Raw genomic sequence first — 24,830 nt, 5'->3', positions numbered from 1 at the left:
GTGAGTGAGAACCTGGACGTGCACGCTCTGATGGGGACTCTCATCGAAAAGGGAAAGAAGACCGGTTCCCTCACCTACGGGGAAATCATGGACACCCTGGCCCGGGCCGATCTCACCCCTGACCAGATCGAGGAGGTGTACGACCGCCTGGCGCAGGAGCGCATCCAGGTGGTGGACGAGCAGCGGCCTGAGCCAGGGCAGGACGGCAAGGCACCCGCCCGGGCGCCGGAGGAAGACCTGGAGCTGCCCGAAGGCATCGCCCTGGACGATCCCGTGCGCATGTATCTGAAGGAAATCGGCCGGGTGTCCCTCCTCACGGCCGAAGAAGAGGTGGAGCTGGCCAAGCGCATCGAGCAGGGGGACGAAGAGGCCAAGCGCCGCCTGGCCGAGGCCAACCTGCGCCTGGTAGTGAGCATCGCCAAGAAGTATGTGGGGCGCGGCATGCTTTTCCTGGACCTCATCCAGGAAGGCAATCTGGGTCTGATCAAGGCGGTGGAGAAGTTCGACTACCGCAAGGGTTACAAGTTCTCCACCTACGCCACCTGGTGGATCAGGCAGGCCATCACCCGGGCCATCGCCGACCAGGCCCGCACCATCCGCATCCCCGTGCACATGGTCGAGACCATCAACAAGCTCATCCGGATTTCCCGGCAGCTCCTGCAGGAGCTGGGCAGGGAGCCCCTCCCCGAGGAACTGGCGGCCGAAATGGATATCCCCGTGGAGCGGGTGCGGGAAATCATGAAGATCGCCCAGGAGCCGGTTTCCCTGGAGACGCCCATCGGGGAAGAGGAAGACAGCCATCTGGGGGATTTCATCGAAGACGAGGACGCACCGGCCCCTGCCGATGCCGCCTCGTACCTGCTGCTGAGGGAGCAGCTGGGGGAGGTGCTCGATACCCTTACCCCCCGGGAGCGGGACGTCTTGCGCCTCCGCTTCGGCCTTGACGACGGGCGGCCCCGCACCCTGGAAGAAGTGGGTCAGATCTTCAAAGTGACCAGGGAGCGTATCCGCCAGATCGAAGCCAAGGCCCTGCGCAAGCTGCGTCACCCCAGCCGCAGCAAGAAGCTGAAGGACTTCCTCGAATAGCGTCACCGTTCGATTGTGAACTCCCAGGCGCACCAGAAGTCGACCGGGTGGGGATCGGGCGGGCACGCCACGCACCGGGTGCGGATGCGCGGGTCGATGGTGCGGGCGAACTCGGAGTACTCCAGGACACCCACGGACTTGCAGGGGAAATCGGGGAGCCCCTGCCGCTGCCGGGCAGCCTGCACGCGGCAGGTGCGCATGCGGAACACCACCCGGGTATCGGTTTGCTCGATAACGTCCTGCTCGTTTATGTAGGCGTAAAGCCTCTCCCCCAGCGCCCGCACCAGGGCGGGGATGCCGCCGCCGGGCTCCAGGCCCAGGCGGCGCACGATGCGCTGGGCTTCCAGCACGGTGAAGCGGGCCATGGCCTTCTCATCCAGCCTGATGGCCGCCTCCAGCCCGAACTCTTCTTCCACCGCCCGGAACCAGAGGCCGTCGTGGGCCAGCCACAGCTTGGCGGCATCTAGCAGCTTCTCCCCGCACTCCATTTCCCGGTCCCCCCTCCTCCGCCTCCCGGTGGAGCTGGCGGCGGTCGAATCGGGCACCGCGGGCGGCCCGGTATCACAGCAAAAGGCCCGGCCGCTCACAATCCCCTTGAGGCTCGACCCGGTCTGCCCGAACCGGGCGGTACCGCCGGCGACGCCCCTTACCTTTGCCAGGCCCGGCCGCGCCGGTGTCGCCCAGCGGTCGGCCGGTACGCCCCGGGGTGCCCGGGGCCATAGGGCGCCGGACGCGTTCCCGTGTCATCCTCCCCGCGGGCGGCGGTGAAGGTGCCGCCCTCAATGCGGATTGCCTTTCCCCGCACCAGAGCTTCGGCGATCTTGGCCCGCGCCGACACCAGGACCCTGCGGAAGGTGGTACGCGCTATGCCCATGCGGCCGGCCGCCTCTTCCTGCTCCAGGCCCTCGATGTCCTTGAGGCGGATGGCCTCCAGCTCGTCAACGGTGAGCTCGACTTCCTCGAGGAGCCGGAGGGGTATCCCGGCCGGCTTGAAGTAGGTGACTTCGGGGATGTGTTCTACCAACCTGGGGATGGGAGGCCTGGGCATGGCAGTTGCTCCTCCAAGGCGAATTGTGGGCGGCTTGCCTGCGTACCACCGCTACTTTATCATTTCGGTGAGCGCCGCGGAAGCCGGCAGGAGATGGCGGCGGGGGAGTCGAATTCGTAGCACATAAGTAACACTCGTGCTACCAGGGGGGTTGAGAACGGTGAGCCTGCGCAACCTGACCCGGGGGGCTCTTTTCGTGGCCCTGGGAATCCTGCTGCCCATTGCCTTTCACGCCGTGGGCCTGGGCAAGGTCTTCCTGCCCATGCACATTCCCGTGCTGCTGGCGGGTTTCTTTTGCAGCCCTTCCGTGGGCCTGCTGGCGGGGATGATCACGCCCCTGCTCAGCGCCGTGCTCACCGGGATGCCGCCTCTTGCTCCCCCGGTGGCCCAGGCCATGGTTTTCGAGCTGGGCATCTACGGCCTGCTCACCGGGTTCCTGTACGGAAGGATGCGCCTGGGCGAAAGAATTGCTAAACCTTGTGGCCAGCGGCCCGGCTGCCGCGCGTCGCTCGCCGTGACGACGGGCCGGTCGCCGCCGGGGTTTCACCGGCCGGTTTCCACTCGGGCGTCGCGGAGCCCTGCGGCGGGCGGACGCTCCGGGACATGGTCGCGATGGGTGGCGGGGGAGTGCAGGAAGAAGCTGCAACGGGAAGGGAACTGCGCCGGGCGGTATGGCGGCTGGCCTGGCCGGTGGTGGCCGAACAGGCCCTGGGCACGATCACCCAGGTAGTGGACATGGCCATGGTGGGTCATCTGAGCACCGAGGCCGTGACCGCCGTGGGACTCAGCTTTCAGCCCTTCTGGTTCGTGAGCTCCATATTCATGGGACTGGCGGTGGGTGCCACCGCGGTGGTAGCACGGTCGGTGGGGGCGGGGGATCGCCCCACGGCGGCCCGGGTCACCGGCCAGACGGTTACCGTCGCCATGGCCCTCGGGACCCTGGTGGCGGGAGCTGGGTTCTTGCTGGCGTCCCTCATCGCCATCTTCATGGGGGCGGCGCCGGACGTTGTCCCCCTGGGGGCGGCATACATCCGCGCGGTTATGCCCGGCATGCCCTTCTTCTTCGTCCTCACCGTGGTGGCCGGGTGCCTGCGTGGTGCCGGCGACACCCGCTCGCCCCTGTACGTGAACGCGGCCCTGAACGCCATCCACATCTTCTTCAACTGGGTATTCATATACGGGCACCTGGGCTGTCCGCCCCTGGGGGTGGTGGGAGCGGGGCTTTCCACCTCGCTGTCGCGCGGCCTGGGGGCGGTGGCCCTCATGGTGATGGTCATGGCGGGCAGGGCGGGTCTGCGCCTGGGCACCCGGGAGATGACCCGGCTGGACCTGGCCTTGATCTGGCGCGTCCTCCGGGTGGGGGTTCCCGCCGCCGCAGAGCGCGCCTTCACCAGCGGCGGCCAGCTGGCATACGCCCGCCAGGTGGCCAGCCTGGGTACCGTGGCGTATGCCGCCCACTCCCTCTCTCTGAACGCCGAGTCATTCTCGTACATGCCCGGGATGGGATTCGCCACTGCCGCCACCGCCCTGGTGGGACAGAACCTGGGCGCAGGCCGCCCCCGCGATGCGGAGAGGAGCGCCTATGTGGCGCTGTGGTTTGCCCTGGCCACCATGGGGGGGATGGCGGTGCTGTTCTTCTCCATCCCCGGTCTGTTCCTGCGCATATACACCCCCGATCCCCGCGTGATCGCCCTGGGCGTACCCCTGCTGCGGATAGTGGCCTTCACCCAGTTCCCGGAGGCGGTCGGGTTCGTCATCCCGGGCGCGTTGCGGGGGGCGGGGGACACCACGGTGGTGATGGGCTACACCCTGGTGGGGATGTGGGTCGTCCGCCTGGGTCTTACTTCCTTGCTGGTGTTCGGCCTGGGCATGGGGCTGCCGGGCGCCTGGCTGGCCATGCTGGCCGACTGGGTGGTGCGGTCGACCCTGTTCCTGCACCGTTTCCGTTCGGGGCGATGGAAGTCGGTGAGGGTTTGATCGGGGGCCGTGGCCGTGTCACAATGGGCGGGGACGCGCTGGCTGACTACCGGCCTGGCTGAATGCCATCCAGGCACGAGCTGTCGCGTCGCTATGAGCGGGGGTGGTGGGCTTGACCGCCCGGGACAGGGTATGGCTGGGCCTTGACGTGGGCGGCACCAAGGTGGCCGGTGCCCTGGTGGACGACCGGGGCCAGGTGCGGGAGCGCGTGGAGCTACCAACGCTGGCCGAGGGCGGCTTCGAGGTCTCTTTCGGGCAGGTGGCGGCGGTGGCCCGCTCGCTGGTGGAGTGCGCTGGCGGGCGGGGATGGCGGGTGGGCGGGGCGGGAGCCGGTTTTCCCGGTCCTCTTGACCCCCGGGCAGGGGTATTGCACAACCCGCCCAATCTCCCGGGGTGGGACGGGATGCGCGTGGGCGATTTCCTGGCCGACGAGCTGGGGCTCCCGGTGGTAGTGGAGAACGACGCCAACGCCGCTGCCCTGGGCGAGGCCCGCCACGGTGCCGGGCGGGGATTCTCCCTGGTGGTATACTTCACCCTGGGGACGGGCGTGGGCGGAGGAGTGGTGTGCGACGGCCGCATATTCTCCGGTGTGAGGGGAGCGGCCGCCGAGCTCGGTCACCTGGTGGTGCGCGCAGGGGGCGAGCCCTGCCGGTGCGGCGGGCGGGGATGCCTGGAGGCTTACGCCTCCGGGCCGGCCCTGGTGCGCCGGGCGCGGTCGGCCCTGACCGGAGAGGGTGCGGGTAGCCTGCTGGCCGGCGTTGCGCCCCTCACGGGGGAGGCGGTGGTGGAGGCGGTACGCCAAGGTGACCCAGTGGCGGTGCGGGCATGGGAAGAAACCATGGAGTACCTGGCGGCGGGGGTGGTGTCCGCCGTGCACGCCTTCAACCCTGACGTGGTGGTGGTAGGGGGAGGGCTGGCGGCCGCGGGTGACCTTCTCTTTGCGCCCCTGCGCCGCCTGGTACGGGAGCAGGGGATGCCCTATCTGGTGCGGGACCTGGAAATCAGGCCGGCCGCCCTGGGCCGGGACGCGGGCGTGGTGGGGGCGGCCGTGCTGGTGCGGGATCGCCTGGGGAGACACGGGGGGTGACACGGTGAAGGTCGTGGAGAAGCCGTGGGGACGCGAGACGTGGTGGGCCGTCACTCCCTCCTACGTGGGGAAGATCATCGAGGTCAGAGCGGGGCACAGCCTCAGCCTGCAGTATCACCGTGAGAAGCTGGAGAGCATGTACTTCCTGCGGGGAAGGGGACGCCTGCTGGTCGGTGATGAAGAAAAGGAAGTTGCGCCCGGCCTGGCGGTGACCATCCCTCCCGGGACCGTGCACCGCATCTGGGCGGAGGAGGACCTCCAGATCGTGGAGGTATCCACGCCCCAGGTGGAAGACGTGGTGAGGATCGAGGATGCATACGGCCGCACGGCGGACGCGGGCGAGCGCCCGCGTTGACGGCGGTGGTCCCTCGCCGGTCTGCGTGAGCCCGGAGGGCGGGCCGGGAAGGGGCGTGCTCGTCAGGCTGAGGCGGCCCGCTGAGCGGCCTGGGGCCGGTCTATGCAGAGGATGTGAAGTTCCGCGGGCCCGTGTACCCCGATGGTGAGCACGCGCTCTATATCGGCGGTGCGGCTGGGGCCGGTGATGAAGGCGGCGTAGGCCGGGGGTTGCCCGCGGCCCAAGATGTAGGGGAGAGCTTCCTCCAGGGTCCCCACGATGCGGTCGGCGGGCAGCACGGCCACATGTACGGGTGGCAGCATGCTGGCCAGCCGGAGCACGAGAGACGTGGCATCCTGGTACAGGCTCCCCGTCTCGGCCACGCCCAGGTCGGCTTCGGTCACCCCCAGGGCGGCCTGCTCCGCACCCTGAGCCGTATCCAGGAGCACCTCGGTGCCCTGCCCGGCGAGAGCGGCCACCAGATGCATTTCCCCGAGTAAGGGACCGTTTGCCACCAGGACCGGGGCCAGCTTCCGTTCCGCGACCATGCGGCACACGTACGCGCACGCTTCCCGCGGTCCCGGCAGGCGCTCCACGTGGGCCCCTGCCTGCTCCGCCCTCTGCCTGAAAAGCTCGAACAGCTCAGCGCCCGCCATTCCCATTCCCCCCCGAGTGCCCTGGCACCCACGGATGCTCCCGCTGGGAGGAGCGCGTAGCCGCCGCCCCTACCCCGCAGACCGGGTAGCCGCTGCGCTGTACTTTCGCGGTGGTCCGGATTCTCCCCTGCCAAGGGAGGCTCGGCCGGGAAAAACTGGCCGGGCAAACTTCTTATGGCCGGGTTGCCGCCGGGAAACAATAGATGCCGCGACAAGAGGCAGGGGGTGGGCTCCGTGCTGGGGTATCAGGAACTGATTCGCTTTCCGGGAAACCAGGCGCTGTTTGAAGCCATCGAAATGAGCGTCCTCGGCACCCTGTGCGGCCGCCCCCTGCACCTGCACGCCGAGGGGCTGCGAGGCACGGGGAAGACCACCATCCTGCGGGCGGCCCGGCAGGTCTTGCCCCCCATCCTGCGCATTGCCGGCTGCGTCTACAACTGCCATCCGGATCGGCCTCACTGTCCCGAGCACCGCGACCTGAGCCGGGAAGAGGTGGCGGCCCTGGGGACCGAGTGGACCGCCATGCCCTTCCTGGAGATCACCCACTCGGCCAAGCTGGGCACGGTGGTGGGCAGCATCGACCTGGGCCGGCTGACATCGCCCCGCGGTGCCCAGGCTGCCCTGCTGCCCGGCACCATCCCTCAGGCCCACCGGGGAATCATTTTCGTGGATGAGATCAACCGCCTGGCCGAGACCTCCCCCGAGCTGACTGACGTCCTGCTGGGGGTGATGGGTACCAAGCCGGGGCGGGTGCAGATCGAGGAGACGGGCCTGCCCGTGGTGTCGCTGGATGTCAACGCCTGCGTCTGGGCGGCCTCCAACCCGGACGAGGACCCTGGCCCCCTGGAAGACATCAGGCGGCAACTGGCCGACCGCTTTGACCTGGTGGTGAATATGGGACGTCCCGCTGCCCCGGAAGCGGTAAGGCGGGTCCTGGAGGCGTCGGACGCCTGGTTCCGGACAGGGAGCGTCCCGGGCGTATGCCCCAGGCCGGCCATCCCGGGTCTGCCCGACCTGGACCGCAACCGCACCCGGTGGAGCCACTTCATGCAGTGGATGCCCCAGGTGCTGGTTCCCGACAGCCTGCGGGGGCTGATCGCCTCGCTATACGTGGACTTCGGTTTCGAGAGCCTTCGGGCGGTGGAAGCCTGGCAGCTGGGTGCCCGCATTCACGCCTGCCTGGCCGGGCGCAAAGAGGCGGAAGTAGCCGATTTCCTGGCGGTGGCGCCCCTGGTGTTGCGGCATCGGGTGGACATGCCCACTCTCAGCGAGGTTATGGCCAGGCTCGATTCGCCCCGGGAACCAGGGGGGGGAGCGGCGGAGGCCCAGGTGCCCGCTGCCGCCCCCACCCAGGAGCGGGGCGATACCGGTCTCAGCCAGCTGTTCGCCCGCGCCCGCGAACGGCTGCAGGCATTGCTGGGGGGCGAGCCGGGCGGCGGGCCGGGCGGAAGGGGGGCCCGCGAGAGCAGGGCGGGTCCGGCAGGCACGGGAACGCGAGGTGGGGGAGGCGCATCTCCCATGACCGACCCCCTGCAGGCACCCATTGCTTCCCCGCCGGCGGTGGCTCGCCCCCTGGTGGAACTGCCCCTGGCCGCCTGGGTCAGGGAGGAGTAGAGCGTGTCCCTGCTCAGGGTGCGCTCGCTGGCGGATGCCGAGTTTCTGCGCCAGGCGGGTCTGGTGATGGCGGCAGCGCTGGAGGGGACGCGGGGGGTGCACCTCGGGGAAGCAGGGGTGGCTTCCCTGAAGATGCACACCGTGGACCCCCGTCGTCCTCAAGAGCTGCACGTGCTCACGGGTGCCGACGCCGGGCAGGTGTTCTACCACCGGCGACGTCCCGGCGAGGTGATCCACCTGGATGTGTTCCATCAGTTGGGGGCGGTGGATCACCGGGCGGTGGCCCGGGCCCTCGCCCGGGCGGTGGACGCCTGGGCGGCGACGCCCGGCCTGCCCTGGCCCCGGGAGTCTCCCGATCGGGCCCCCGGCCGCATCCTCGACTACGTGGACGTGCAGACGGCCACCGGCGGCGGGCGGTGCACGGGGAGCCTGAAGTACGGAAGGCGGGCATCGGTGCGCTATGCCCATTCCAACCACGTGCACATCGCCGCCCGGATCCCCCGCGAGATGATGGGCCTGCTCCTTTACTTCGTGGCGGCGGTGGAGGAGCAGGTGGGCCTGAGCGGCCTGGAGATTCGCCGGGTGGAGAAGGTGATATGCGATCCTCCCGCGCCGCCCGGCAGTCCCGACATCGATCTTTCTCCCTATCGTTCCCTGTCCGACTCCCTGTTGCGGGAGGAGATCCCGGGAGACCGGGCCTCACCCGAGGTGCAGGCCAGCCGGCAACTGGAGTCTGCCCTCGAGCTGGCCGAGGAACTGGGCGGGGTGGGGGACCTGCAGGAGGCGCTGGATGCCCTGGCCGGCGACGACGGGATGCGTTCTCTGGCGATGAAGCTGGCCGGCTCGCACCGCTCGGTGTCGCGCTTTCTCGACCTCCTCGAGCAGCGGGGTCTGATCCGCCGGGACGGGTGGAAGGTCACTCTCACGCCCACCGGGATGACCCTGCGACAGATGGTGCGGGAGCGGCGGCGAGAAATCGAGCTGGAGTTCCGCAAGTTGCTGCGGCGCATCCCCGCTCCCGTTCCCGCCCGCGCCCGGGTCAACCGCCGGCTGGAGGGTCGTCCCGAGCAGGGACGGGGACCGGCCATGCGGCCTGAACCGGTGGAAAAGGGGGAGTGGGCACGGGAGCTGGCCGTCACCGAGACGGTGGTGGAGTCGGTGCGCCGGGGGCTCCTGGCCCCGCCCCCCGAGGCCGTCAGGCCGTCGCGCATCGTCCTCAGGCCGGAGGACGTGCGGGTGTGGCGGCACCGGCCGGGCAATCCCATCGACATCTGCCTGCTCATCGACGCCTCGGCCAGTATGGCGGGGCGGCGGTTGCGGGCGGCCAAGTTCCTGGCTCAACACCTGGTACTGGCCACCCGGGACCGGGTGGCGGTGCTGGTGTTCCAGGAACGCCAGGTGGAGACCTATGTGCCCCTGTGCCGGAGTTACTGCCGGGTGGAGCACGGTCTTTCCCGCATTTCCGCCCTGGGGCTCACTCCCATGGCGGAGGGGATTATGGGGGCCCTGGAGTACCTGCGCCGGGCGCGGGCGCGCAACCCCGTCCTCCTGCTCATCTCGGACGGCATCCCCACCGTACCCAAGTGGACCCTCGACCCCCTGAGCGACGCTCTGGACGCCGCCAACCGCATACCCGCAGCCCGGGTGAACTTCGCCTGCATCGGTCTTGAGCCCAACCGGGCCTTCCTGGAGGGCCTGTGCCGGAGGGCCAACGGGCACCTGTACATCGTGGACGAACTGGAGAAGGAGGCCCTGGTGGCCATCGCCCACGCCGAGAGGCGCCGCGTGCGCGCCCTCACCGCCTGACCGACTGGCACGCTCCAGCGCCCGACCGCCGGGCGGGCCGTACTGCCTGACCGCACGAGGGCAGACGGGCGAGCAGGAATGCTGGCGCCGGGCGGCGAATGGCTTGCCAAAAATGTCCTGAGGGGGCGAGGGGCGTGACCTGGGCCTGGCTGGTGTGGTTTGTGGCCGCTGTCCTGATTGCCCTGTTTGCCGGCCAGAACACGGACCTGGTGGTGATCCGATTCCTGGGGTGGGAGTGGCGCACTTCGCAGGCGCTGGTGATCACCGGTGCTGCCGCGGCCGGCGTGCTCCTCACCGCCGTGAGCGCCCTGCCGCAGCGGGTGCGGGCGTATCTTCGCAGCTCGGACCTGCAGGGCCAGGTGCGCAGGTTGCAGGAAGAGAAGCGCCAGCTCAGCGAGCGGGTAACCGGGGCGGAGGAAGAAGCCCGCCAGCTGGCCGAAAAGCTCAAGAAAGCCGAAGAGGAAGGGCGCCGTCCGTCCGGCCAGGGCTCCGGGATAGGTTCGGGAACCGGTGACAGAGTGACGGAGGGGTCCGCACCCCCACCTGGCGCGGCCGAGCCGGGCGGCGGAAGATGACACTCTTCGCGGCGGTGGACTATAATCGAATATGAGGAGGCGACGGCTTGAGCCTGGCCGAACGGGCGGTACGCAGCGAATACACAGAAGAACTCCTCCGGGCGGCGGACAAGCTCTTCGGAGTGCTGGTCGAGAAGCTCAGCGCTTACTACCCGGGAGCGGATCCGCAACTGGTGGAGAAGGCGTACCGTTTTGCCCTGCGGGCCCACGAGGGACAGCGCCGCGCTTCGGGTGAGTGCTACATCTTCCATCCCCTCGCGGTGGCCCTGCTGCTCACCGAGCTGGAGATGGACCCGGTGGGCATTGCGGCTGCCCTCCTGCACGATGTGGCAGAAGACACCGGCGTCACCCTGGCCCAGATCGAGTCCCAGTTCGGCAAGCAGGTGGCCGGCCTGGTGGACGGAGTCACCAAGCTGGGCCGGCTGGGGTTTGCCTCGGCCCGGGAGGCCCAGGCCGAGAACCTGCGCAAGATGATCCTGGCCATGGCCCAGGACCTGCGTGTGGTGATCATCAAGCTGGCCGACCGGCTCCACAACATGCGCACCCTGGGCTACCTGCCTGCGGACAAGCAGCGCAAGATCGCGGACGAGACCCTGGAGATCTACGCACCCCTGGCTCACCGGCTGGGGGTCTGGCGGTTCAAGTGGGAGCTGGAGGATCTGTCCTTCCGGTACCGGGATGCCGAGCGTTACCGGCAGCTGGTGGACCGGGTTGCCAAACGGCGCGAGGAGCGGGAGGCCCGGCTGGCACAGGTCATCGATCTATTGAAGGAGCGGCTGGAGGCCGCGCACATCAGGGCCGACGTCCAGGGGAGGGCCAAGCACCTGTGGAGCATCCACCGCAAGATGGTGGAGCAGGGCCGCGACCTGTCCGACATTTACGACCTCATCGCCGTGCGGGTGGTCGTGGACACCGTCCCCGACTGCTACGCCGCCCTGGGGGTCGTCCATTCCCTCTGGAAGCCGGTCTCGGCCCGCTTCAAGGACTTCATCTCCATGCCCAAGCCCAACATGTACCAGTCTCTGCACACCACGGTGATCGGGCCCGCGGGAGAGCCCTTTGAGGTGCAGATCCGCACCTGGGAGATGCACCGCACGGCTGAGTACGGGGTGGCCGCCCACTGGCGCTACAAGGAGGGTGGTCGGATCACCGATCGGCGGTTCGAGGAGAAGCTCTCCTGGTTACGCCAGCTGCTGGAGTGGTCCCGGGACGTGCGGGATGCCCAGGAGTTCATGGATTCCCTGCGCATCGACGTCTTCTCCGACCAGGTCTTCGTGTTCACCCCCAAAGGCGACGTGATCGATCTTCCGGCGGGAGCGACCCCGCTGGACTTCGCTTATCGGGTGCACACTGAAGTGGGCCACTCGTGCGTGGGGGCCAAAGTGAACGGGCGCATCGTCCCCCTCGACCACCCCCTGGAAAACGGCGACATCGTGGAGATCCTCACCTCGCGGCACAGCCGGGGCCCCAGTCCCGACTGGCTCCAGATGGTGAGGACTTCGGGAGCGCGCTCCAAGATCCGGGCCTGGTTCAAAAAGCAGCGCCGGGATGAGAACATCGCCGCCGGCCGCGAGACCCTGGACCGAGAGTTGCGGGCGCTGGGGCTGGACGCCCGGGAGGTTCGGCCCGCGTGGTTGGATGAGTTGGCCGGGGAACTGAACTTCCCCGCCGGGGACGACCTGCTGGCTGCGATCGGATACGGGGCGGTGAGCGCCCAGCGGGTGGCCACCCGCCTGGCGGAACGGCTGGGGCGACTGGCTCCTGAGGTGCCGGCGCCGGGTCCGACCGAGCCCAGTCGTACCAGCAGCCAGGGTGTGCTGGTCCGGGGCGTGGGAGACGTGCTGGTGCGTTTCTCACGCTGCTGCACTCCCATTCCCGGCGACCCCATCATCGGCTACGTGACGCGGGGTCGGGGTGTCTCCATCCACCGGCTGGACTGCCCCAACGTGCGGGCCCTGGCACGTGACTCCGGTCGGCTGGTGGAGGTGTCCTGGGACGCGGGCGCCGATGGCTGGTACCCGGTGGAGATGCAGGTGCGGGGCCTGGACCGGCCGGGGATGCTCTCGGAAGTCACTGCGGTGGTGGCAGACGCCCGGGCCAACATCCTGTCGGCCCGGGCCTGGGCCGACAAGGGCGGCCTGGCCCTGATAGACCTGGTCCTGCAGGTACACAACCTGCGGGAACTGGACGACCTGGCCCGGCGCATCCGCAAAATCAAGGACGTGGTTTCGGTGGACCGGGTGGTGCGAGAGTCCCGCACGCCCTGATGGCGGCCCCACCGCGCGGGAGGGTGCCGAGCCGGGGCGCGGGGCAGGAGGTGCACGTGTTTGCGGGCGGTGGTACAGCGCGTTAAGTGGGCGCGGGTGTCGGTGGAGGGCCGGCAACTCGCCCATACCGGACCGGGGTTCCTCGTCCTGCTGGGGGTGGGCCGGGGTGATGATGCCACGGCGGCGCGCCATCTGGCGGAGAAGGTGGCCACCCTGCGCGTGTTCGAGGACGGGGTGGGCAAGATGAACCTCGCTCTGGGGGACGTGGGGGGCGAGGTGCTGGCCGTTTCCCAGTTCACCCTTTATGCCGACTGTCGCAAGGGGAGGCGGCCGGGGTTCAGCGATGCTGCTCCCCCCGCAGAAGCACTTCCCCTCTTCGAGGAGTTCGTGGCGGATCTGCGCCGGAGGGGGGTACCGGTGCAGACGGGTGCTTTCGGAGAACATATGCTGGTGGAACTGGCCAACGACGGACCGGTGACCGTGCTCCTGGACAGCCACCCGCAACAGTCACGGGGGAGGTCGGTGGGTTGCTGTTAGAGACGCTGGCGGTAGGGTGGTTTGCGGCCAACTGCTACATAGTGGGCTGTCCCGTCACCCGCGAAGGCATGATCGTCGACCCCGGCGACGAAGCGGAGCGCATCCTGGAGGTAGTGGGGCAGATGAAGATCACGGTCCGATGCGTCGTCAACACCCACGGCCACGCCGACCACATCGGCGCCAACCGGGACATCAAGGAGGCCACCGGAGCACCCCTGCACATTCACCGCCTGGATGCCGCCCTGCTGGCAGACCCCGCTCGCAACCTCTCGGCCTGGGCGGGGGACCCCCTTCCTCCCGTCGCCCCCGGCCGGTTGCTGGAAGACGGTGACCTCGTCGAGGTGGGCCAGATGCGCTTCCGGGTCCTGCACACGCCGGGTCACACCCCGGGCGGCATCTGCCTGGCGGGCGAGGGGGCGGTGTTTTCCGGGGACACCCTGTTCGCCGGGTCCGTGGGGCGGACCGACTTTCCCGGAGGCTCCCATGTCACCCTGATCCGATCGATCAAGGAAAAGCTGCTGGTTCTCCCCGACGAGACGGTAGTGTATCCGGGACACGGCCCCGCCACCACCATTGGGGAGGAGAGGGCGGGTAACCCGTACCTGCAGTGAGGCCAATCGTGCCTGCAGTGAGGGCGGCCGCCCCGGCGGGCAGCTGAGGATGAAGGAGGTTAAGCGGGGGTGAAGGTCTACGTATCGGCGGATCTGGAAGGCATCAGCGGGATCGTGCACTGGGATGAGACGGGCAAGGAGGGGGGCGAGGACTACCAGCGGGCCCGGCGCCTCATGACCCGCGAGGTGAACGCGGCCGTGGAGGGGGCGCTCGAGGCCGGAGCTGCCGAGGTGGTGGTGAACGACTCTCATGGTAGCATGCGCAACTTACTCCTGGAGGAACTGCACCCGGCCGCGCGCCTGATCAGCGGCAGCCCCAAGCCCCTCTCCATGGTCCAGGGGCTGGACGGCGGCTTCCGGTGCGCCTTCTTCGTGGGGTACCATGCCCGCGCCGGGAGCCGGGGAGTCTTGAGCCACACCTACACCGGGAGCGTGGCCGAGTATCGGGTGAACGGACGGGTGATGGGTGAGACGGGGATGAATGCCGCGGTGGCGGGCGAGTATGGGGTACCGGTGGTGCTGGTGTCCGGTGATTCCACGGTGGTGGAGGAGGCCCGCGCCCTGCTCGGTCCCATAGAGACGGTGGCGGTGAAGGAGTACGTGGCCCGCAATGTTGCTGCCAGCCTGCCGCCCGAGAAGGTGCACGCCCTGCTCCGGGAAGCAGCCCGCCGCGCGGTCACCCGCGCGGGTGAGATCCCTCCCTTCCGCGTGGACCGGCCCGTGGAGCTTCACACCCGGTTCATCCACAGCGGCCTGGCCGATGCGGCCGAACTGATGCCGGGGGCCCTGCGTATCGACGACGTCACCGTGGGATACCGGGCACCCGATTTCCTCACCGCCTACCGCGCCGGCCGTGCCCTCATGGCCCTTGCCGCTCGTTGACAGCAGGTGGTGCCCAATTTAGAATGGGGCCATGGTGAGGGGGTGGCCAGGGCGGCCAGGGCTGCGATTCAGCGGCCCCGGGGTACCCAGGACGTGCTGCCGGGGGCCGTTTATGTGTGGGAGTATGTAGAACATGTCATCCGCCAGGTGTGCCGGTGTTACCACTACCTCGAGGTACGTACGCCTATCTTCGAGCACACCGAACTCTTCGAGCGCACGACGGGCGAGACCACCGACATCGTGGAAAAGCAGATGTACACCTTCCGCGACCGGGGCGGGCGCAGCCTCACCCTGCGCCCCGAGGGGACGGCTCCGGTGGCGCGGGCCTACCTGGAGGCGTCCGAGCGCCCTCTCTTGCCGTGGAAGGTTTTCTACCTGGGTCCCATGTTCCGCCACGAACGGCCTCAGGCGGGGCGATTCCGCCAGTTCGTGCAGTTCGGCGTGGAGGCCTTCGGTGCGGACGATCCCGCCCTGGACGGCGAGGTGATCGCCCTGGCTCGAGACCTGTTCGAGCGGCTGGGCCTGGAGGGGCTATCCGTCCACCTGAACAGTATCGGTTGCCCCCGTTGCCGCCCCTCCTACCGGGAGGCCCTGCTCTCCTACTTCCGGGGCCGGGAAGGCCTGTGTCCGGACTGCACCCGGCGGCTGGAGGTCAATCCCCTGCGGTTGCTGGACTGCAAAGAGCCCTCCTGCCGGGCCCTGGTGCGGGAGGCACCCCGGCCCACCGATTTCCTCTGCCCCGAATGCCGGCAGCACTTTGCCACCGTGCAGGAGTTCCTGGGCCGGATGGGTATCCCCTTCGTGCTCGATCCCACCCTGGTGCGCGGGCTGGACTACTACACCCGCACCGTGTTCGAGATCATGCACGGGGCCCTGGGAGCCCAAAGCACGGTGTGCGCCGGGGGCCGCTATGACGGCCTGGTGGAGCAGCTGGGGGGCGATCGCACCCCCGGGGTGGGCTTTGCCGCCGGACTGGAGCGGATCATCACCACCCTGGAGCTGGAGGGCAGACTGCCCGCGCCACCCGCAGAAGTGCAGGTGATGGTGGTGTACGCCGGCGACGCGGCCCGCCCGGTGGCCCTCGACCTCCTGTACCGGCTGCGCGGGGCGGGCTGGCAGGCCGACATCGACTACCTGGGCCGCAGCCTCCGGGCTCAGATGAAGCATGCCTCTCGCCTGGGTGCTCCCCTGGTGGCGATGGTGGGGGAGGACGAGGTGGCGTCGGGGGAGGTCACGGTGCGGGACATGCGCTCTGGCGACCAGGTGCGGGTTCCCGCCGGCAGCCTGGAGGCAGCCCTCAGGCGCTACCTGCCGGACCGGTGAAGAGGATCGGGGAGAGGTGGCAGGATTGCTACGGAGTCACTATTGCGGCGAGTTGCGGCCGCATCACGCCGGGCAGGAGGTTGCGGTGGCGGGGTGGATCAGGGCCGTCCGTGATCACGGGGGCCTGTTGTTCCTGGACCTGCGCGACCGTTCGGGGGTCGTCCAGGTAGTCTTCCACCCCGAGGGAGAAGAGGGGGGTGACCTCTTCCGGCGGGCCCAGGAGTTGCGGGCGGAGTACGTGGTGCTGGTGCGGGGGGAGGTCGGCATGCGGCCCCCCGGCCGGGCCAACCCTGCTCTCCCCACCGGCGAGGTGGAAGTGATTCCTTCCCGCCTGGAGGTGCTGGCTCCCTCCCTGGTGCCTCCCTTTGAGGTGGACGGTCGCGCCGAGCCGGACGAATCCCTGCGCCTGCGCTACCGGTATCTCGACCTGCGCCGGCCGGTCATGCTGGAGCGCCTCGGTTTCCGCCACCGGGCGGTGAAGGCCGTACGCGACTTCCTGGACTCCCGCGGTTTCTGGGAAGTGGAGACACCCGCCCTCACCAGATCCACTCCCGAGGGGGCGCGCGACTACCTGGTGCCGAGCCGGGTGCAGCCCGGGCATTTCTATGCCCTGCCCCAGTCGCCGCAACTGTTCAAGCAGCTCCTGATGATGGCCGGCGTGGACCGCTACTTTCAGATTGCCCGCTGCTTCCGGGACGAGGACCTGCGCGCCGACCGCCAGCCCGAGTTCACCCAGATCGACCTGGAGATGGCCTTTGCCGATGAGGGCGATGTGCTCACGGTGACCGAGGAGATGATGGCTCACCTGTTCCGCACCTGCCTGGACGTGGATCTGGAGTTGCCCTTCCCCCGCCTGAGCTGGGACGAGTCTATGGACCGCTTCGGCACGGACAAGCCCGACCTGCGCCTGCCCTGGGAGATCGCGGATCTCTCCGATCTGGCCACGCGCATCGGGTTCCGCATCTTCCGGGATGCCCTTGCCGAAGGGGGCACGGTCCGGGGCCTGCGCCTGCCCGGGATCACTCTCACCCGGCGCGAGATCGACGACCTCACCGGTGAGATCGCATCGCTCGGTGGCAAGGGGCTGGCCTGGCTCGCCTGGGAAGACGGGGGACAGGTACGCGGTTCCGTGGCCCGCTTCCTGGGGGAGGAGGCTCCCGCCTGGCGCGCACGCCTGGGCGCGGGCCCGGGGGACACGGTCCTGATCTTGGCGGGGCCGGTGCCGGTGGTGCGCAGGGTGCTGGGTTTCCTCCGCGCCCAGGTGGCCGAGGAGAAGGGGGCCACGCGGGAGCCGGGCTGGCGCTTCCTGTGGGTGACGGGCTTCCCCCTGCTGGAATGGAATGAGGAGGAGGGCAGGTGGCAGGCCGAGCACCATCCCTTCACCTCCCCCGTCGAGGAGCACCTCCCCTGGCTGGAGACCGATCCCGGGAAGGTACGGGCGCGCTGCTATGACCTGGTGCTCAACGGAGAGGAGCTGGGGTCGGGGTCCATCCGCATCCACCGGCGGGAACTGCAGGAGCGGGTATTCGGCGCCATGGACATCTCCGCGGAGGAAGCGCGCGAGCGTTTCGGCTTCCTGCTGGAGGCCTTCGGCTACGGGGCTCCCCCCCACGGTGGCATCGCCCTGGGGCTGGACCGCCTGCTCATGCTGATGGTGGGAGCCCCCAGCATGCGGGACGTCATCGCCTTTCCCAAGACGGCCCGGGCCTCCTGCCCGCTGACCGGTGCCCCCGCCCCTGTCAGCCCCGCCCAGCTGAACGAGCTTCACCTGCGCCTGCAAGCCCGCTGCACCCCGGGGCGCTGAGTCGGCCGGGGCGCGGCCATCGGACCGCCCATGCAGTGCGGCCGAGTATCGCCGTCTGACCTGCCGTTCTCTGGAGTGGCGGCCAGATTTTGGGACAACCCCCTTGTCAAAGGCGGCCGGGTGTGCTAAACTGCATTTGACAAAATAATAGGGCATCAGGTTCAGCCTGCCGTGCGCGCGGTCTCGCCGCGAAGTTTTGGGCCAACACCAAAACGAAGGGAGCCTGGTCTCTGGCTGTGGCTTGCATGCCCCCCGGTGGCGTAGGGCCGGTCCGGGGAAGCAAAAAGCAGACAGGAAGGCACCCACCTGCGGAGAGCGGGTTCAAAACGGCGCGAGATGCGGCACGGCGGGCCTTTTATCAAGACTTACCCTGTTAGAACTGCTCCTCAATACCCCGAGGGTCGAGGGGGGCGTGGGTATTTCTCAAAGACTCCCGCCCCATGCCCCCGTCATGCGGGAGGTAGCGGGCCGGGCCCATCGGGGGAGTGGACGAATAGCCCGGACGGGACCCTGCGTGCTCCCCGCGCCGCGCCTGCGCGCCGTGGCCGCGCACGTTGATCTGTTGGAGGGCGGAGACCTGTGGTAGAATAGGGCGTAGTTTGTCCGAGGAGGCGATCCGGTGTGGCCAAGCCTGTGGAGCTGACGGAGCAGAACTTTCCTCGCGAAGTGGGTGACTCCGAGCTGCCCGTGCTCGTTGATTTCTGGGCGCCGTGGTGCGGCCCCTGCCGCATGGTGGCCCCGGTGGTGGAGGAAGTGGCAGCGGAGTACGATGGCCGGCTGAGGGTCGGCAAGGTGAACGTGGATGAGAACCCCAACCTGGCCGGCCAGCACGGCGTCATGGCCATTCCCACCCTGATCCTCTTCAAGGACGGCCAGCCGGTCGACCGCATCGTGGGCTACGTCCCCAGGGCGGAACTGAAGAAAAAGCTGGACCCTCACATCTAGACGAGGGGTTTCGCGGGATAATCTGCGATGCTGGGGCAACTGCGGCCCGGGTGCCGTCCGCACGGTGCGGCGGGGCACCCGGGCCGGCGCGTGAAATGGCGGAAAGGGCAGGGCAGGGGCCATGCACGGGGCGAAGGACGCGGCTGACGCCGGCGCTGGCGGCAGCGTGAAGGTCGGGATGCGGTCGGGTGCCCGGGACAGGGCGAGTGGAGGAGGTGTGGGTGCCCAAGACAGGGTGAATGGGGCAGGTGCGGGTGCTCAGGACAGGGTGCGCAATGCCCGGCTCCGCGGCAGGCTCATGGCTCCCGACGAGGCCGCCCGCCTGGTGCCCGAGGCAGCGGTAGTGGGCGTGAGCGGGTTCGCGCGGGCGGGGAGCCCCAAGGAGGTACCCCGGGCCCTGGCGCGGCAGGCACGGGCGGGACACCCCCTCCGGCTCAGTGTGTGGTCGGGTGGCTCGGTGGGGGGCGAGATCGACGAGGAACTGGCCGGCGCGGGCGGCATCGCGCGACGCCTCCCCTACCAGTCCCTCGGTGCCATGCGCCGGCTCATCAACCGCGGCGATATCGCCTACCTGGATCAGCACCTGGGTGTGTGCGCGGAGATGGTGAGGGCCCGCCATCTCGGCAAGGTGGATGTGGCCCTGGTGGAAGCGTGTGCCATCCGCGAGGACGGGGCCATTGTGCCCACCTCCTCGGTGGGGAACGCTGCCCTGTACGCTGCGGTGGCCGACCGGGTCATCGTGGAGGTGAACCTCTGGCACCCGCCCGGGATGGAGGGGCTGCACGACATCTGGGGCTACTCCGGGCCCCCGGGGCGCGAACCCCTTCCCCTGGTGGAACCGCTGCAGCGCATCGGCGAGCCGGCCATCGCCGTGGACCCCGACCGCATCGCGGCCATCGTGGCGGCCCATCAGCCCGACCACCCCTACAGCTTCGAAGCACCCGATGACGCCTCCCGCCGCATCGGCCTGGATCTCCTTGACTTCCTGCGGGGAGAGGCGCGGGCGGGACGGTTGCCGCCCACGCTCCTGCCGCTCCAGACGGGGATCGGGAACCTGGGCAATGCCGTCTTGAGCGCCCTGGCCGAGTGGGAGCGGCCGGGGCTGGTCTTCTTCTCCGAGGTGTTGCAGGACGGCGTCCTCGACCTGATCGATGCCGGCATGGCCTGCGGTGCCTCCGGCACTTCGCTGGCCCTCTCGGCGGCCGGCCAGGAGCGCCTGTATCGCAACCTGGAGCGCTACCGGCGCCACCTGGTCCTGCGTCCCCAGGAGGTCTCCAACAGCGGCGAGGCCATCCGGCGCCTGGGTGTGATCGCCATCAACACGGCGGTGGAGGTGGACATTTACGGTCACGTCAACTCCACCCACGTGCTCGGGTCCCAGATGCTAAATGGCATCGGCGGGTCCGGCGACTTTTCGCGCAATGCTTTCCTGTCCATCTTCGTCAGTCCCTCCACGGCACGGGACGGAACGATCTCCTGTGTGGTGCCCATGGTCTCCCACGTGGACCACACCGAACACGAGGTGCACGTCCTGATCACCGAGCAGGGGGTGGCGGACCTGCGGGGTCTAAGTCCCCGGGAGAGGGCGCAGGCCATCATCTCATGCTGTGCCCACCCGGCCTATCGCCCCCTGCTGGAGGACTACTTCGCCCGCGCCCGCCGGCAGGGCGGGCATTCCCCTCACCTCCTGGCCGAGGCCCTCTCCTGGCACCTCCGCTACCAGAACACCGGCACCATGCTCCCCTAGCTGGCGCACCGCGTCATCATTGAGCCCTGGGTCGACCTGCAGGGCTGACGCGGCGTCACTCTTCCGGGCGTTTGACCCGGACGGTGCGGGCCCGCCTGGCACGCCGGCGCTTGCGCGGTACCCGTACCTCCAGGATACCGTCGCAGTAGCTGGCCACCGCCCCCGCGGGGTCCAGGTCGGCTCCCAGGGGGATGCGCCGGTAGTAGGTCCCACTGGGGCGCTCGCGCACCACCGGTTTGCGTTCGGGCTTCTCGGGGGACCGGATGGTAGCCTCGAGGACCAGTTCCCCGCCGTCCCAGGTGAGGTCCAGGGTGTCAAGGTCAATGCCGGGGACGTCGGTGATGATGACGTAGTCCCCGTCCTCCTGGTAAACGTCGGCCCGGGGCATCCACGTGCCGGGCTGGTACGCCCAGGAGGCTGGTGGCATGCCAGCCGGGGCGGGTAGGCCGCCGGGCGTGGGTATGCCCCCGGGAGCCGGCATACCGGCTGGTCCAGGGAAGCCGGGGCCGGGTACCCCGGCAGGCAGCACGCCGTACGCGCCTGCGTACGGGGGTGGGGAGGGATATGCAGCCGGCGGGCCGGGAGGGGGGACGGCCGGTGCGCTCGGGTAAGCCGAGGGTGGGTAGGCGGGCAGAGGGGGCGGAACGGGAGAGGAGGGACCGGGCGCAGGTGCGGCGAATGCTGGTCGCACGGGGAACTGTCGTCCGGCAGGCTCGCGCTCGCCCGTCTGTCCGCGCCTGGCCCTGTCGCGTTCCCGGTCGCTCATGGGGTTCCCTCCCGTCATGTTTGTGCCGCGGTGGGCTATCCGGAGAACCTGGCGGCAACTTCCCGGGTTATTGTCCCTGCACCAAACGTCCCCTTATGCGCAACCCAGGTCGAAGGAGGAATCGCCTTGCGGACCATTGACCTGCGCAGCGACACGGTGACCATCCCCACCCCTGCTATGCGGGAAGCCATGGCCCGGGCTGAGGTGGGCGATGACGTCTACGGGGAGGACCCCACCGTCATCCGGCTCGAGGAGATGGCCGCTGCGCGCATGGGCAAGGAGGCCGGCCTGCTATGCGCTTCGGGCACCATGGCCAACCAGGTGGCGGTGATGACCCACACGCGCCGGGGGGATGAGGTGATCCTGCAGGAAGAAGCACACATCTACTACTACGAGGCGGGGGCGCTGGCCGTGCTCTCGGGAGTCCAGCCGCGCCTGGTCAGGGGGCAGCGGGGCATGATGGACCCCGACGAGCTGGCCCGCGCCATCCGGCCCTCGAACATCCACTACCCGCCCCCCCGGCTCCTCTGCCTGGAGAATACCCACAACCGGGCCGGGGGCACGGTGATGACGCCCGCCCTCACCCGGGCCCTGGCCGACGTGGCCCGCGGGCGGGGGCTGGCCGTACACCTCGACGGGGCCCGCATATTCAACGCGGCGGTGTACGTCGGTTGCGATCCCCGGGAACTGGCGGCACCCGCCGACTCGGTCATGTTCTGCCTCTCCAAGGGGCTGGCGGCCCCTATCGGGTCGGTGATATGCGGGTCGCGGGAGTTCGTCGAGCGGGCGCGGCGTAACCGCAAGATCGTGGGCGGGGCCATGCGACAGGCGGGGGTGATCGCCGCCGCCGGGGTGGTGGCCCTGGAGACCATGGTGGACCGGCTGGCGGAGGACCACGTCCACGCCCGCCTGCTGGCCGACCTGCTCGCCGAAGATCCCCTTTTCCGGGTGGACAGGGAAACCGTGCAGACTAACATCGTGCTGTGCTGGCTCACCCGGGGAGACGCCTTTGAGTACGTTAGGCGGCTAGCCGCGCGCGGGGTGAAGGTGAATGCCACCGGGCCCGACCGCATCCGCCTGGTGACCCACAAGGACGTCTCCCGGGCCGACGTCGAAGAGGCGGCCGCCATCATGAAGGAAGAGGCCCGCCGCCTCCCCGGTTGACCGGGCCGGCGGTTCCCGGCGCGGGCGTATGGGATGACGCGCGGACGGTTGTGCAGGACCCGCGGCGGGGAGGGCCGTGAGGTCCCCGGCCGGAGTGGCCGGCGGCCAGGCTGGTGGTGGGGGAAGGGATGGACCTGTTCGAGCAGGCACGGGAAGAGAGGGCGAAGCGTGAGGCACCCCTGGCGGCGCGCATGAGACCCCGCACCCTGGACGAGATGGTGGGCCAGGAGCACATCCTGGGGCCCGGCACCTTACTGCGCCGGGCCATTGAGTCCGACCGTCTCTTCTCCAGCATCATCCTGTGGGGGTCGCCGGGGACGGGGAAGACCACCCTGGCCATGATCGTGGCCCGCACCACCCGGTCCCACTTCGAGACCCTCAGTGCGGTGCTGGCCGGGGTGGCGGACCTGCGCCGGGTGGTGGCCGAGGCCAAAGAGAGGCGTACCCTGTACGGCCAGCGCACCATCCTGCTGGTGGACGAGGTGCACCGCTGGAACAAAGCCCAGCAGGACGCCCTCCTTCCCCACGTGGAGGACGGGACGGTGGTGCTCATGGGGGCCACCACCGAAAACCCCTACTTCGAGGTGGTGCCCCCCTTGCTTTCGCGCTCCCGGGTGTTCCGCCTCCGCCCGCTGACCCCCGCCGAGACCGTCCTCATCCTGCGCCGTGCCCTGAGCGACCCCGAGCGCGGCTACGGGGGCAGGCCCATCGAAGCTACCGGTGAAGCCCTGGAGCACCTGGCCCGGGTGGCCGACGGCGACGCCCGCGCCGCCCTCAACGCCCTGGAACTGGCGGTGGAGTCGACGCCTGCCGGCGAGGACGGAGTGATCCGCATCGACCTGGGGGTGGCGCAGGAATCCATCCAGCAGCGGGCGCTGCGCTACTACCGGGGTGCTGACGAGCACTACGACACCATCAGCGCCTTCATCAAGTCCGTGCGCGGCTCCGATCCCCACGCCGCCCTCTACTGGCTGGCCAAGATGGTACACGCGGGGGAGGATCCCAGGTTCATCATGCGACGGCTGCTCATCCTGGCGGCGGAGGACATCGGCCTGGCCGACCCCATGGGCATCGTGGTGGCGGCTGCCTGCGCCAGGGCCCTGGAGTGGGTGGGGATGCCGGAGGCCCAGTATCACCTGGCCCAGGCCACCATCTACCTGGCCACCGCCCTCAAGAGCAACTCGGTGGGCGGCTACTTCGCGGCGCTGGCCAAAGTGCAGCAGCAGGGGGAACTGGAGGTTCCCGACCACCTCAAGGATGCGTCAAGGGACGGGGCCGCCCTGGGGCACGGCAAGGGATACCTGTATCCCCACGATTTCCCGGGCCACTTCGTGCCCCAGCAGTACCTTCCTCCCGGCCTGGAGGGTGCCACCTTCTACCGACCCGGCGACCAGGGTTTCGAGCGGGAGATAGGCCGCCGCCTGGCCGAGTGGGAGGCGGCCAGGGGCCGTCAGGGCCCCACCTCCAGCAGCCAGAACACGGTGCCGGGATCGCCCCCCAGGTCCCAGGGAACGTGATAGCGGTCGGCGGAATGGCTGTCCACGAGGGGTATTCCCCGATGATCTTTGCCTACTACCACCATGAGGTGCTCAATGGTACCCTTTTCTTCCACGGCGATGAGGTCGCCCGGGAGAAGCCGGTCCAGCGACGGCTCGACTTCTGCGATGGTGCCTCGGTGCAGGCACCTCACCCTGCCGGTCTGCAGCATGTAGCGCACGAAGGCGTTTGCCTGCACCCATGCCGGGGTGGGGTTCCCGTTCCGGTATGACCAGCCCGGGTGGGTGGGGAGCCCTCCGGCCTGGCCGTCGGCCAGGACCTGGGATACGAAGTTGGTGCAATCTCCTCCCAGGAAGGTGAAGTCGCGGTAGCGCTGGTTGTAACGGCCGCTGGTTCCCGGGACCGCCACGCCGCAGTAGCGGTCGGCATAGGCTACGGCCGCCTCCCGGTTGTAGGTCCCCTTAGGGCCGCCACCGTCTGCCCCGGTGCCCTCGGCCACGCCGGGAAGATGTTGCCACCGGAGGGTCACTTCCGAAATGCCCGAGGCGCGGCCGCTGCCGAAGGGATCCCAGTACCAGTCCCGCCGGATCAGCCACCGATCTCCCCGGCGGACCAGTTCCAGCCAGTGGATGGTCCGCACCCCCATGCGCTGGGAGGCCGGACCCTGCCCGTAAGCGTAGGTAAGGATGAGGTTGTAGCACACCGACGCCCAGGCGCGGTCCCCACTCACCCCGGCGTCGACCACCCGGGCGTGCCCCTCCGCCCCCGTCAGCCGTACACCTCGCGACGCCGCCCACCCGTGCACGCGGTTTATCTTGCGCTGCTCCTGCTGGAGAGCCCACTCGCCCGTCCGGCCGGTGCGGTCGTAGAAGGTGGAGCAGGTCTGCACGTCGGCGTCCAGGAGCCAGCGGGTTCGGGTCTCGAACAGTTCGGCCAACTCGTCCAGGAGCGTGGCCCTGTCTGCGACGGCAGGCATGGCCCGGCCGTAGGCGAAGAGCACCAGCACGCTGAGCACGGTCGCCGCACAGGTGACGACCACCCTGGAACTGGCCATGGGAGCATCACTCCGGTGCACGGTGCCGCCCCATGTATATGCAGCCGCGT

Annotated in this window: 22 protein-coding genes, 1 other RNA gene and 1 pseudogene; 19 read left to right on the top strand and 5 right to left on the bottom strand. The window is 69.2% G+C overall.

Annotated elements, in window-relative coordinates:
• A complete protein-coding gene (gene rpoD, locus QME70_02730; GenBank protein ID MDI6893523.1) occupies positions 1–1,086 on the top strand; it encodes an RNA polymerase sigma factor RpoD in 1,086 nt (361 codons plus the stop codon).
• Between the two features lie 2 nt (positions 1,087–1,088).
• Here rpoD and QME70_02725 read toward each other — a convergent pair whose 3' ends face one another.
• Together QME70_02725 and QME70_02720 are read right to left on the bottom strand one after the other, a co-directional pair.
• On the bottom strand, positions 1,089–1,574 hold the full coding sequence (locus QME70_02725) for a DUF6125 family protein (GenBank protein ID MDI6893522.1): 486 nt from the start codon (positions 1,572–1,574) through the stop codon (positions 1,089–1,091).
• A gap of 158 nt (positions 1,575–1,732) precedes the next feature.
• Entirely contained in the window at positions 1,733–2,134 is a 402-nt protein-coding gene (locus QME70_02720) for a DUF134 domain-containing protein (GenBank protein ID MDI6893521.1), read from the bottom strand.
• 160 nt (positions 2,135–2,294) lie between these two features.
• On the opposite strand from QME70_02720, the gene QME70_02715 reads away from it, so the two are divergent.
• From QME70_02715 to QME70_02700, 4 genes are all read left to right on the top strand, one after another.
• Positions 2,295–2,864, top strand: coding sequence for an ECF transporter S component (locus QME70_02715; GenBank protein MDI6893520.1), 570 nt, complete (start codon positions 2,295–2,297; stop codon positions 2,862–2,864).
• Complete coding sequence (locus QME70_02710) at positions 2,762–4,111, top strand: MATE family efflux transporter (protein ID MDI6893519.1); 1,350 nt, start codon at positions 2,762–2,764, stop codon at positions 4,109–4,111. The genes QME70_02715 and QME70_02710 overlap by 103 nt, the downstream gene beginning before the upstream one ends.
• A gap of 112 nt (positions 4,112–4,223) precedes the next feature.
• On the top strand, positions 4,224–5,198 hold the full coding sequence (locus tag QME70_02705) for an ROK family protein (GenBank protein ID MDI6893518.1): 975 nt from the start codon (positions 4,224–4,226) through the stop codon (positions 5,196–5,198).
• 4 nt (positions 5,199–5,202) lie between these two features.
• The gene (locus QME70_02700; protein ID MDI6893517.1) at positions 5,203–5,553 is read left to right on the top strand and encodes a cupin domain-containing protein; all 351 of its coding nucleotides are present in this window, start codon (positions 5,203–5,205) and stop codon (positions 5,551–5,553) included.
• A 62-nt stretch (positions 5,554–5,615) separates the two neighbouring features.
• Here QME70_02700 and QME70_02695 read toward each other — a convergent pair whose 3' ends face one another.
• Complete coding sequence (locus QME70_02695) at positions 5,616–6,188, bottom strand: lactate utilization protein (GenBank protein ID MDI6893516.1); 573 nt, start codon at positions 6,186–6,188, stop codon at positions 5,616–5,618.
• A 234-nt stretch (positions 6,189–6,422) separates the two neighbouring features.
• Here QME70_02695 and QME70_02690 point away from each other — a divergent pair, with 234 nt between their 5' ends.
• The 12 genes from QME70_02690 (at position 6,423) to QME70_02635 (ending at position 20,299) form a co-directional block, all read left to right on the top strand.
• Positions 6,423–7,802 carry a magnesium chelatase gene (locus tag QME70_02690; protein ID MDI6893515.1) on the top strand — a complete coding sequence of 460 codons (1,380 nt, stop codon included), beginning with the start codon at positions 6,423–6,425 and terminating at the stop codon, positions 7,800–7,802.
• Positions 7,803–7,805: 3 nt separating this feature from the next.
• Positions 7,806–9,608 carry a VWA domain-containing protein gene (locus QME70_02685; GenBank protein ID MDI6893514.1) on the top strand — a complete coding sequence of 601 codons (1,803 nt, stop codon included), beginning with the start codon at positions 7,806–7,808 and terminating at the stop codon, positions 9,606–9,608.
• Positions 9,609–9,742: 134 nt separating this feature from the next.
• Entirely contained in the window at positions 9,743–10,183 is a 441-nt protein-coding gene (locus QME70_02680; GenBank protein ID MDI6893513.1) for a lipopolysaccharide assembly protein LapA domain-containing protein, read from the top strand.
• Positions 10,184–10,305: 122 nt separating this feature from the next.
• Positions 10,306–12,450 (top strand): bifunctional (p)ppGpp synthetase/guanosine-3',5'-bis(diphosphate) 3'-pyrophosphohydrolase, encoded by a 2,145-nt coding sequence (locus tag QME70_02675; protein ID MDI6893512.1) that lies wholly within the window; start codon positions 10,306–10,308, stop codon positions 12,448–12,450.
• 60 nt (positions 12,451–12,510) lie between these two features.
• Positions 12,511–12,987 (top strand): D-aminoacyl-tRNA deacylase, encoded by a 477-nt coding sequence (dtd, locus tag QME70_02670; protein MDI6893511.1) that lies wholly within the window; start codon positions 12,511–12,513, stop codon positions 12,985–12,987.
• The gene (locus tag QME70_02665; GenBank protein MDI6893510.1) at positions 12,978–13,598 is read left to right on the top strand and encodes an MBL fold metallo-hydrolase; all 621 of its coding nucleotides are present in this window, start codon (positions 12,978–12,980) and stop codon (positions 13,596–13,598) included. Before dtd ends, QME70_02665 begins: the two co-directional genes overlap by 10 nt.
• A gap of 69 nt (positions 13,599–13,667) precedes the next feature.
• Entirely contained in the window at positions 13,668–14,480 is an 813-nt protein-coding gene (locus QME70_02660) for a M55 family metallopeptidase (protein ID MDI6893509.1), read from the top strand.
• Positions 14,481–14,546: 66 nt separating this feature from the next.
• A complete protein-coding gene (gene hisS, locus QME70_02655) occupies positions 14,547–15,803 on the top strand; it encodes a histidine--tRNA ligase (GenBank protein ID MDI6893508.1) in 1,257 nt (418 codons plus the stop codon).
• A gap of 16 nt (positions 15,804–15,819) precedes the next feature.
• Positions 15,820–17,607 (top strand): aspartate--tRNA ligase, encoded by a 1,788-nt coding sequence (gene aspS / locus QME70_02650; GenBank protein ID MDI6893507.1) that lies wholly within the window; start codon positions 15,820–15,822, stop codon positions 17,605–17,607.
• A gap of 160 nt (positions 17,608–17,767) precedes the next feature.
• Positions 17,768–17,964, top strand: a non-coding RNA gene (ssrS, locus tag QME70_02645) — 6S RNA.
• 264 nt (positions 17,965–18,228) lie between these two features.
• Positions 18,229–18,552, top strand: coding sequence for a thioredoxin (gene trxA / locus QME70_02640; protein ID MDI6893506.1), 324 nt, complete (start codon positions 18,229–18,231; stop codon positions 18,550–18,552).
• A gap of 298 nt (positions 18,553–18,850) precedes the next feature.
• A complete protein-coding gene (locus QME70_02635; protein MDI6893505.1) occupies positions 18,851–20,299 on the top strand; it encodes a succinate CoA transferase in 1,449 nt (482 codons plus the stop codon).
• Between the two features lie 55 nt (positions 20,300–20,354).
• Here the strand turns inward: QME70_02635 and QME70_02630 are convergent, their stop codons facing one another.
• Entirely contained in the window at positions 20,355–20,687 is a 333-nt protein-coding gene (locus QME70_02630; GenBank protein MDI6893504.1) for an Hsp20/alpha crystallin family protein, read from the bottom strand.
• A 504-nt stretch (positions 20,688–21,191) separates the two neighbouring features.
• Between QME70_02630 and ltaE the strand changes: the two genes are divergently transcribed.
• Positions 21,192–22,229 carry a low-specificity L-threonine aldolase gene (gene ltaE / locus QME70_02625; protein MDI6893503.1) on the top strand — a complete coding sequence of 346 codons (1,038 nt, stop codon included), beginning with the start codon at positions 21,192–21,194 and terminating at the stop codon, positions 22,227–22,229.
• 128 nt (positions 22,230–22,357) lie between these two features.
• Positions 22,358–23,656 (top strand): annotated as a pseudogene (locus QME70_02620) (AAA family ATPase).
• Positions 23,657–23,679: 23 nt separating this feature from the next.
• On the opposite strand, the gene QME70_02615 reads toward QME70_02620, so the two are convergent.
• Positions 23,680–24,780, bottom strand: a complete 1,101-nt coding sequence (locus QME70_02615) for an amidase domain-containing protein (GenBank protein ID MDI6893502.1) — start codon at positions 24,778–24,780, stop codon at positions 23,680–23,682.
• Positions 24,781–24,830: the final 50 nt, after the last annotated feature.

The organism is Bacillota bacterium (assembly GCA_030019365.1).
Taxonomy (GTDB): domain Bacteria; phylum Bacillota; class Sulfobacillia; order JACIYH01; family JACIYH01; genus JACIYH01.
This window is presented reverse-complemented; position numbering and strand designations above follow the sequence as displayed.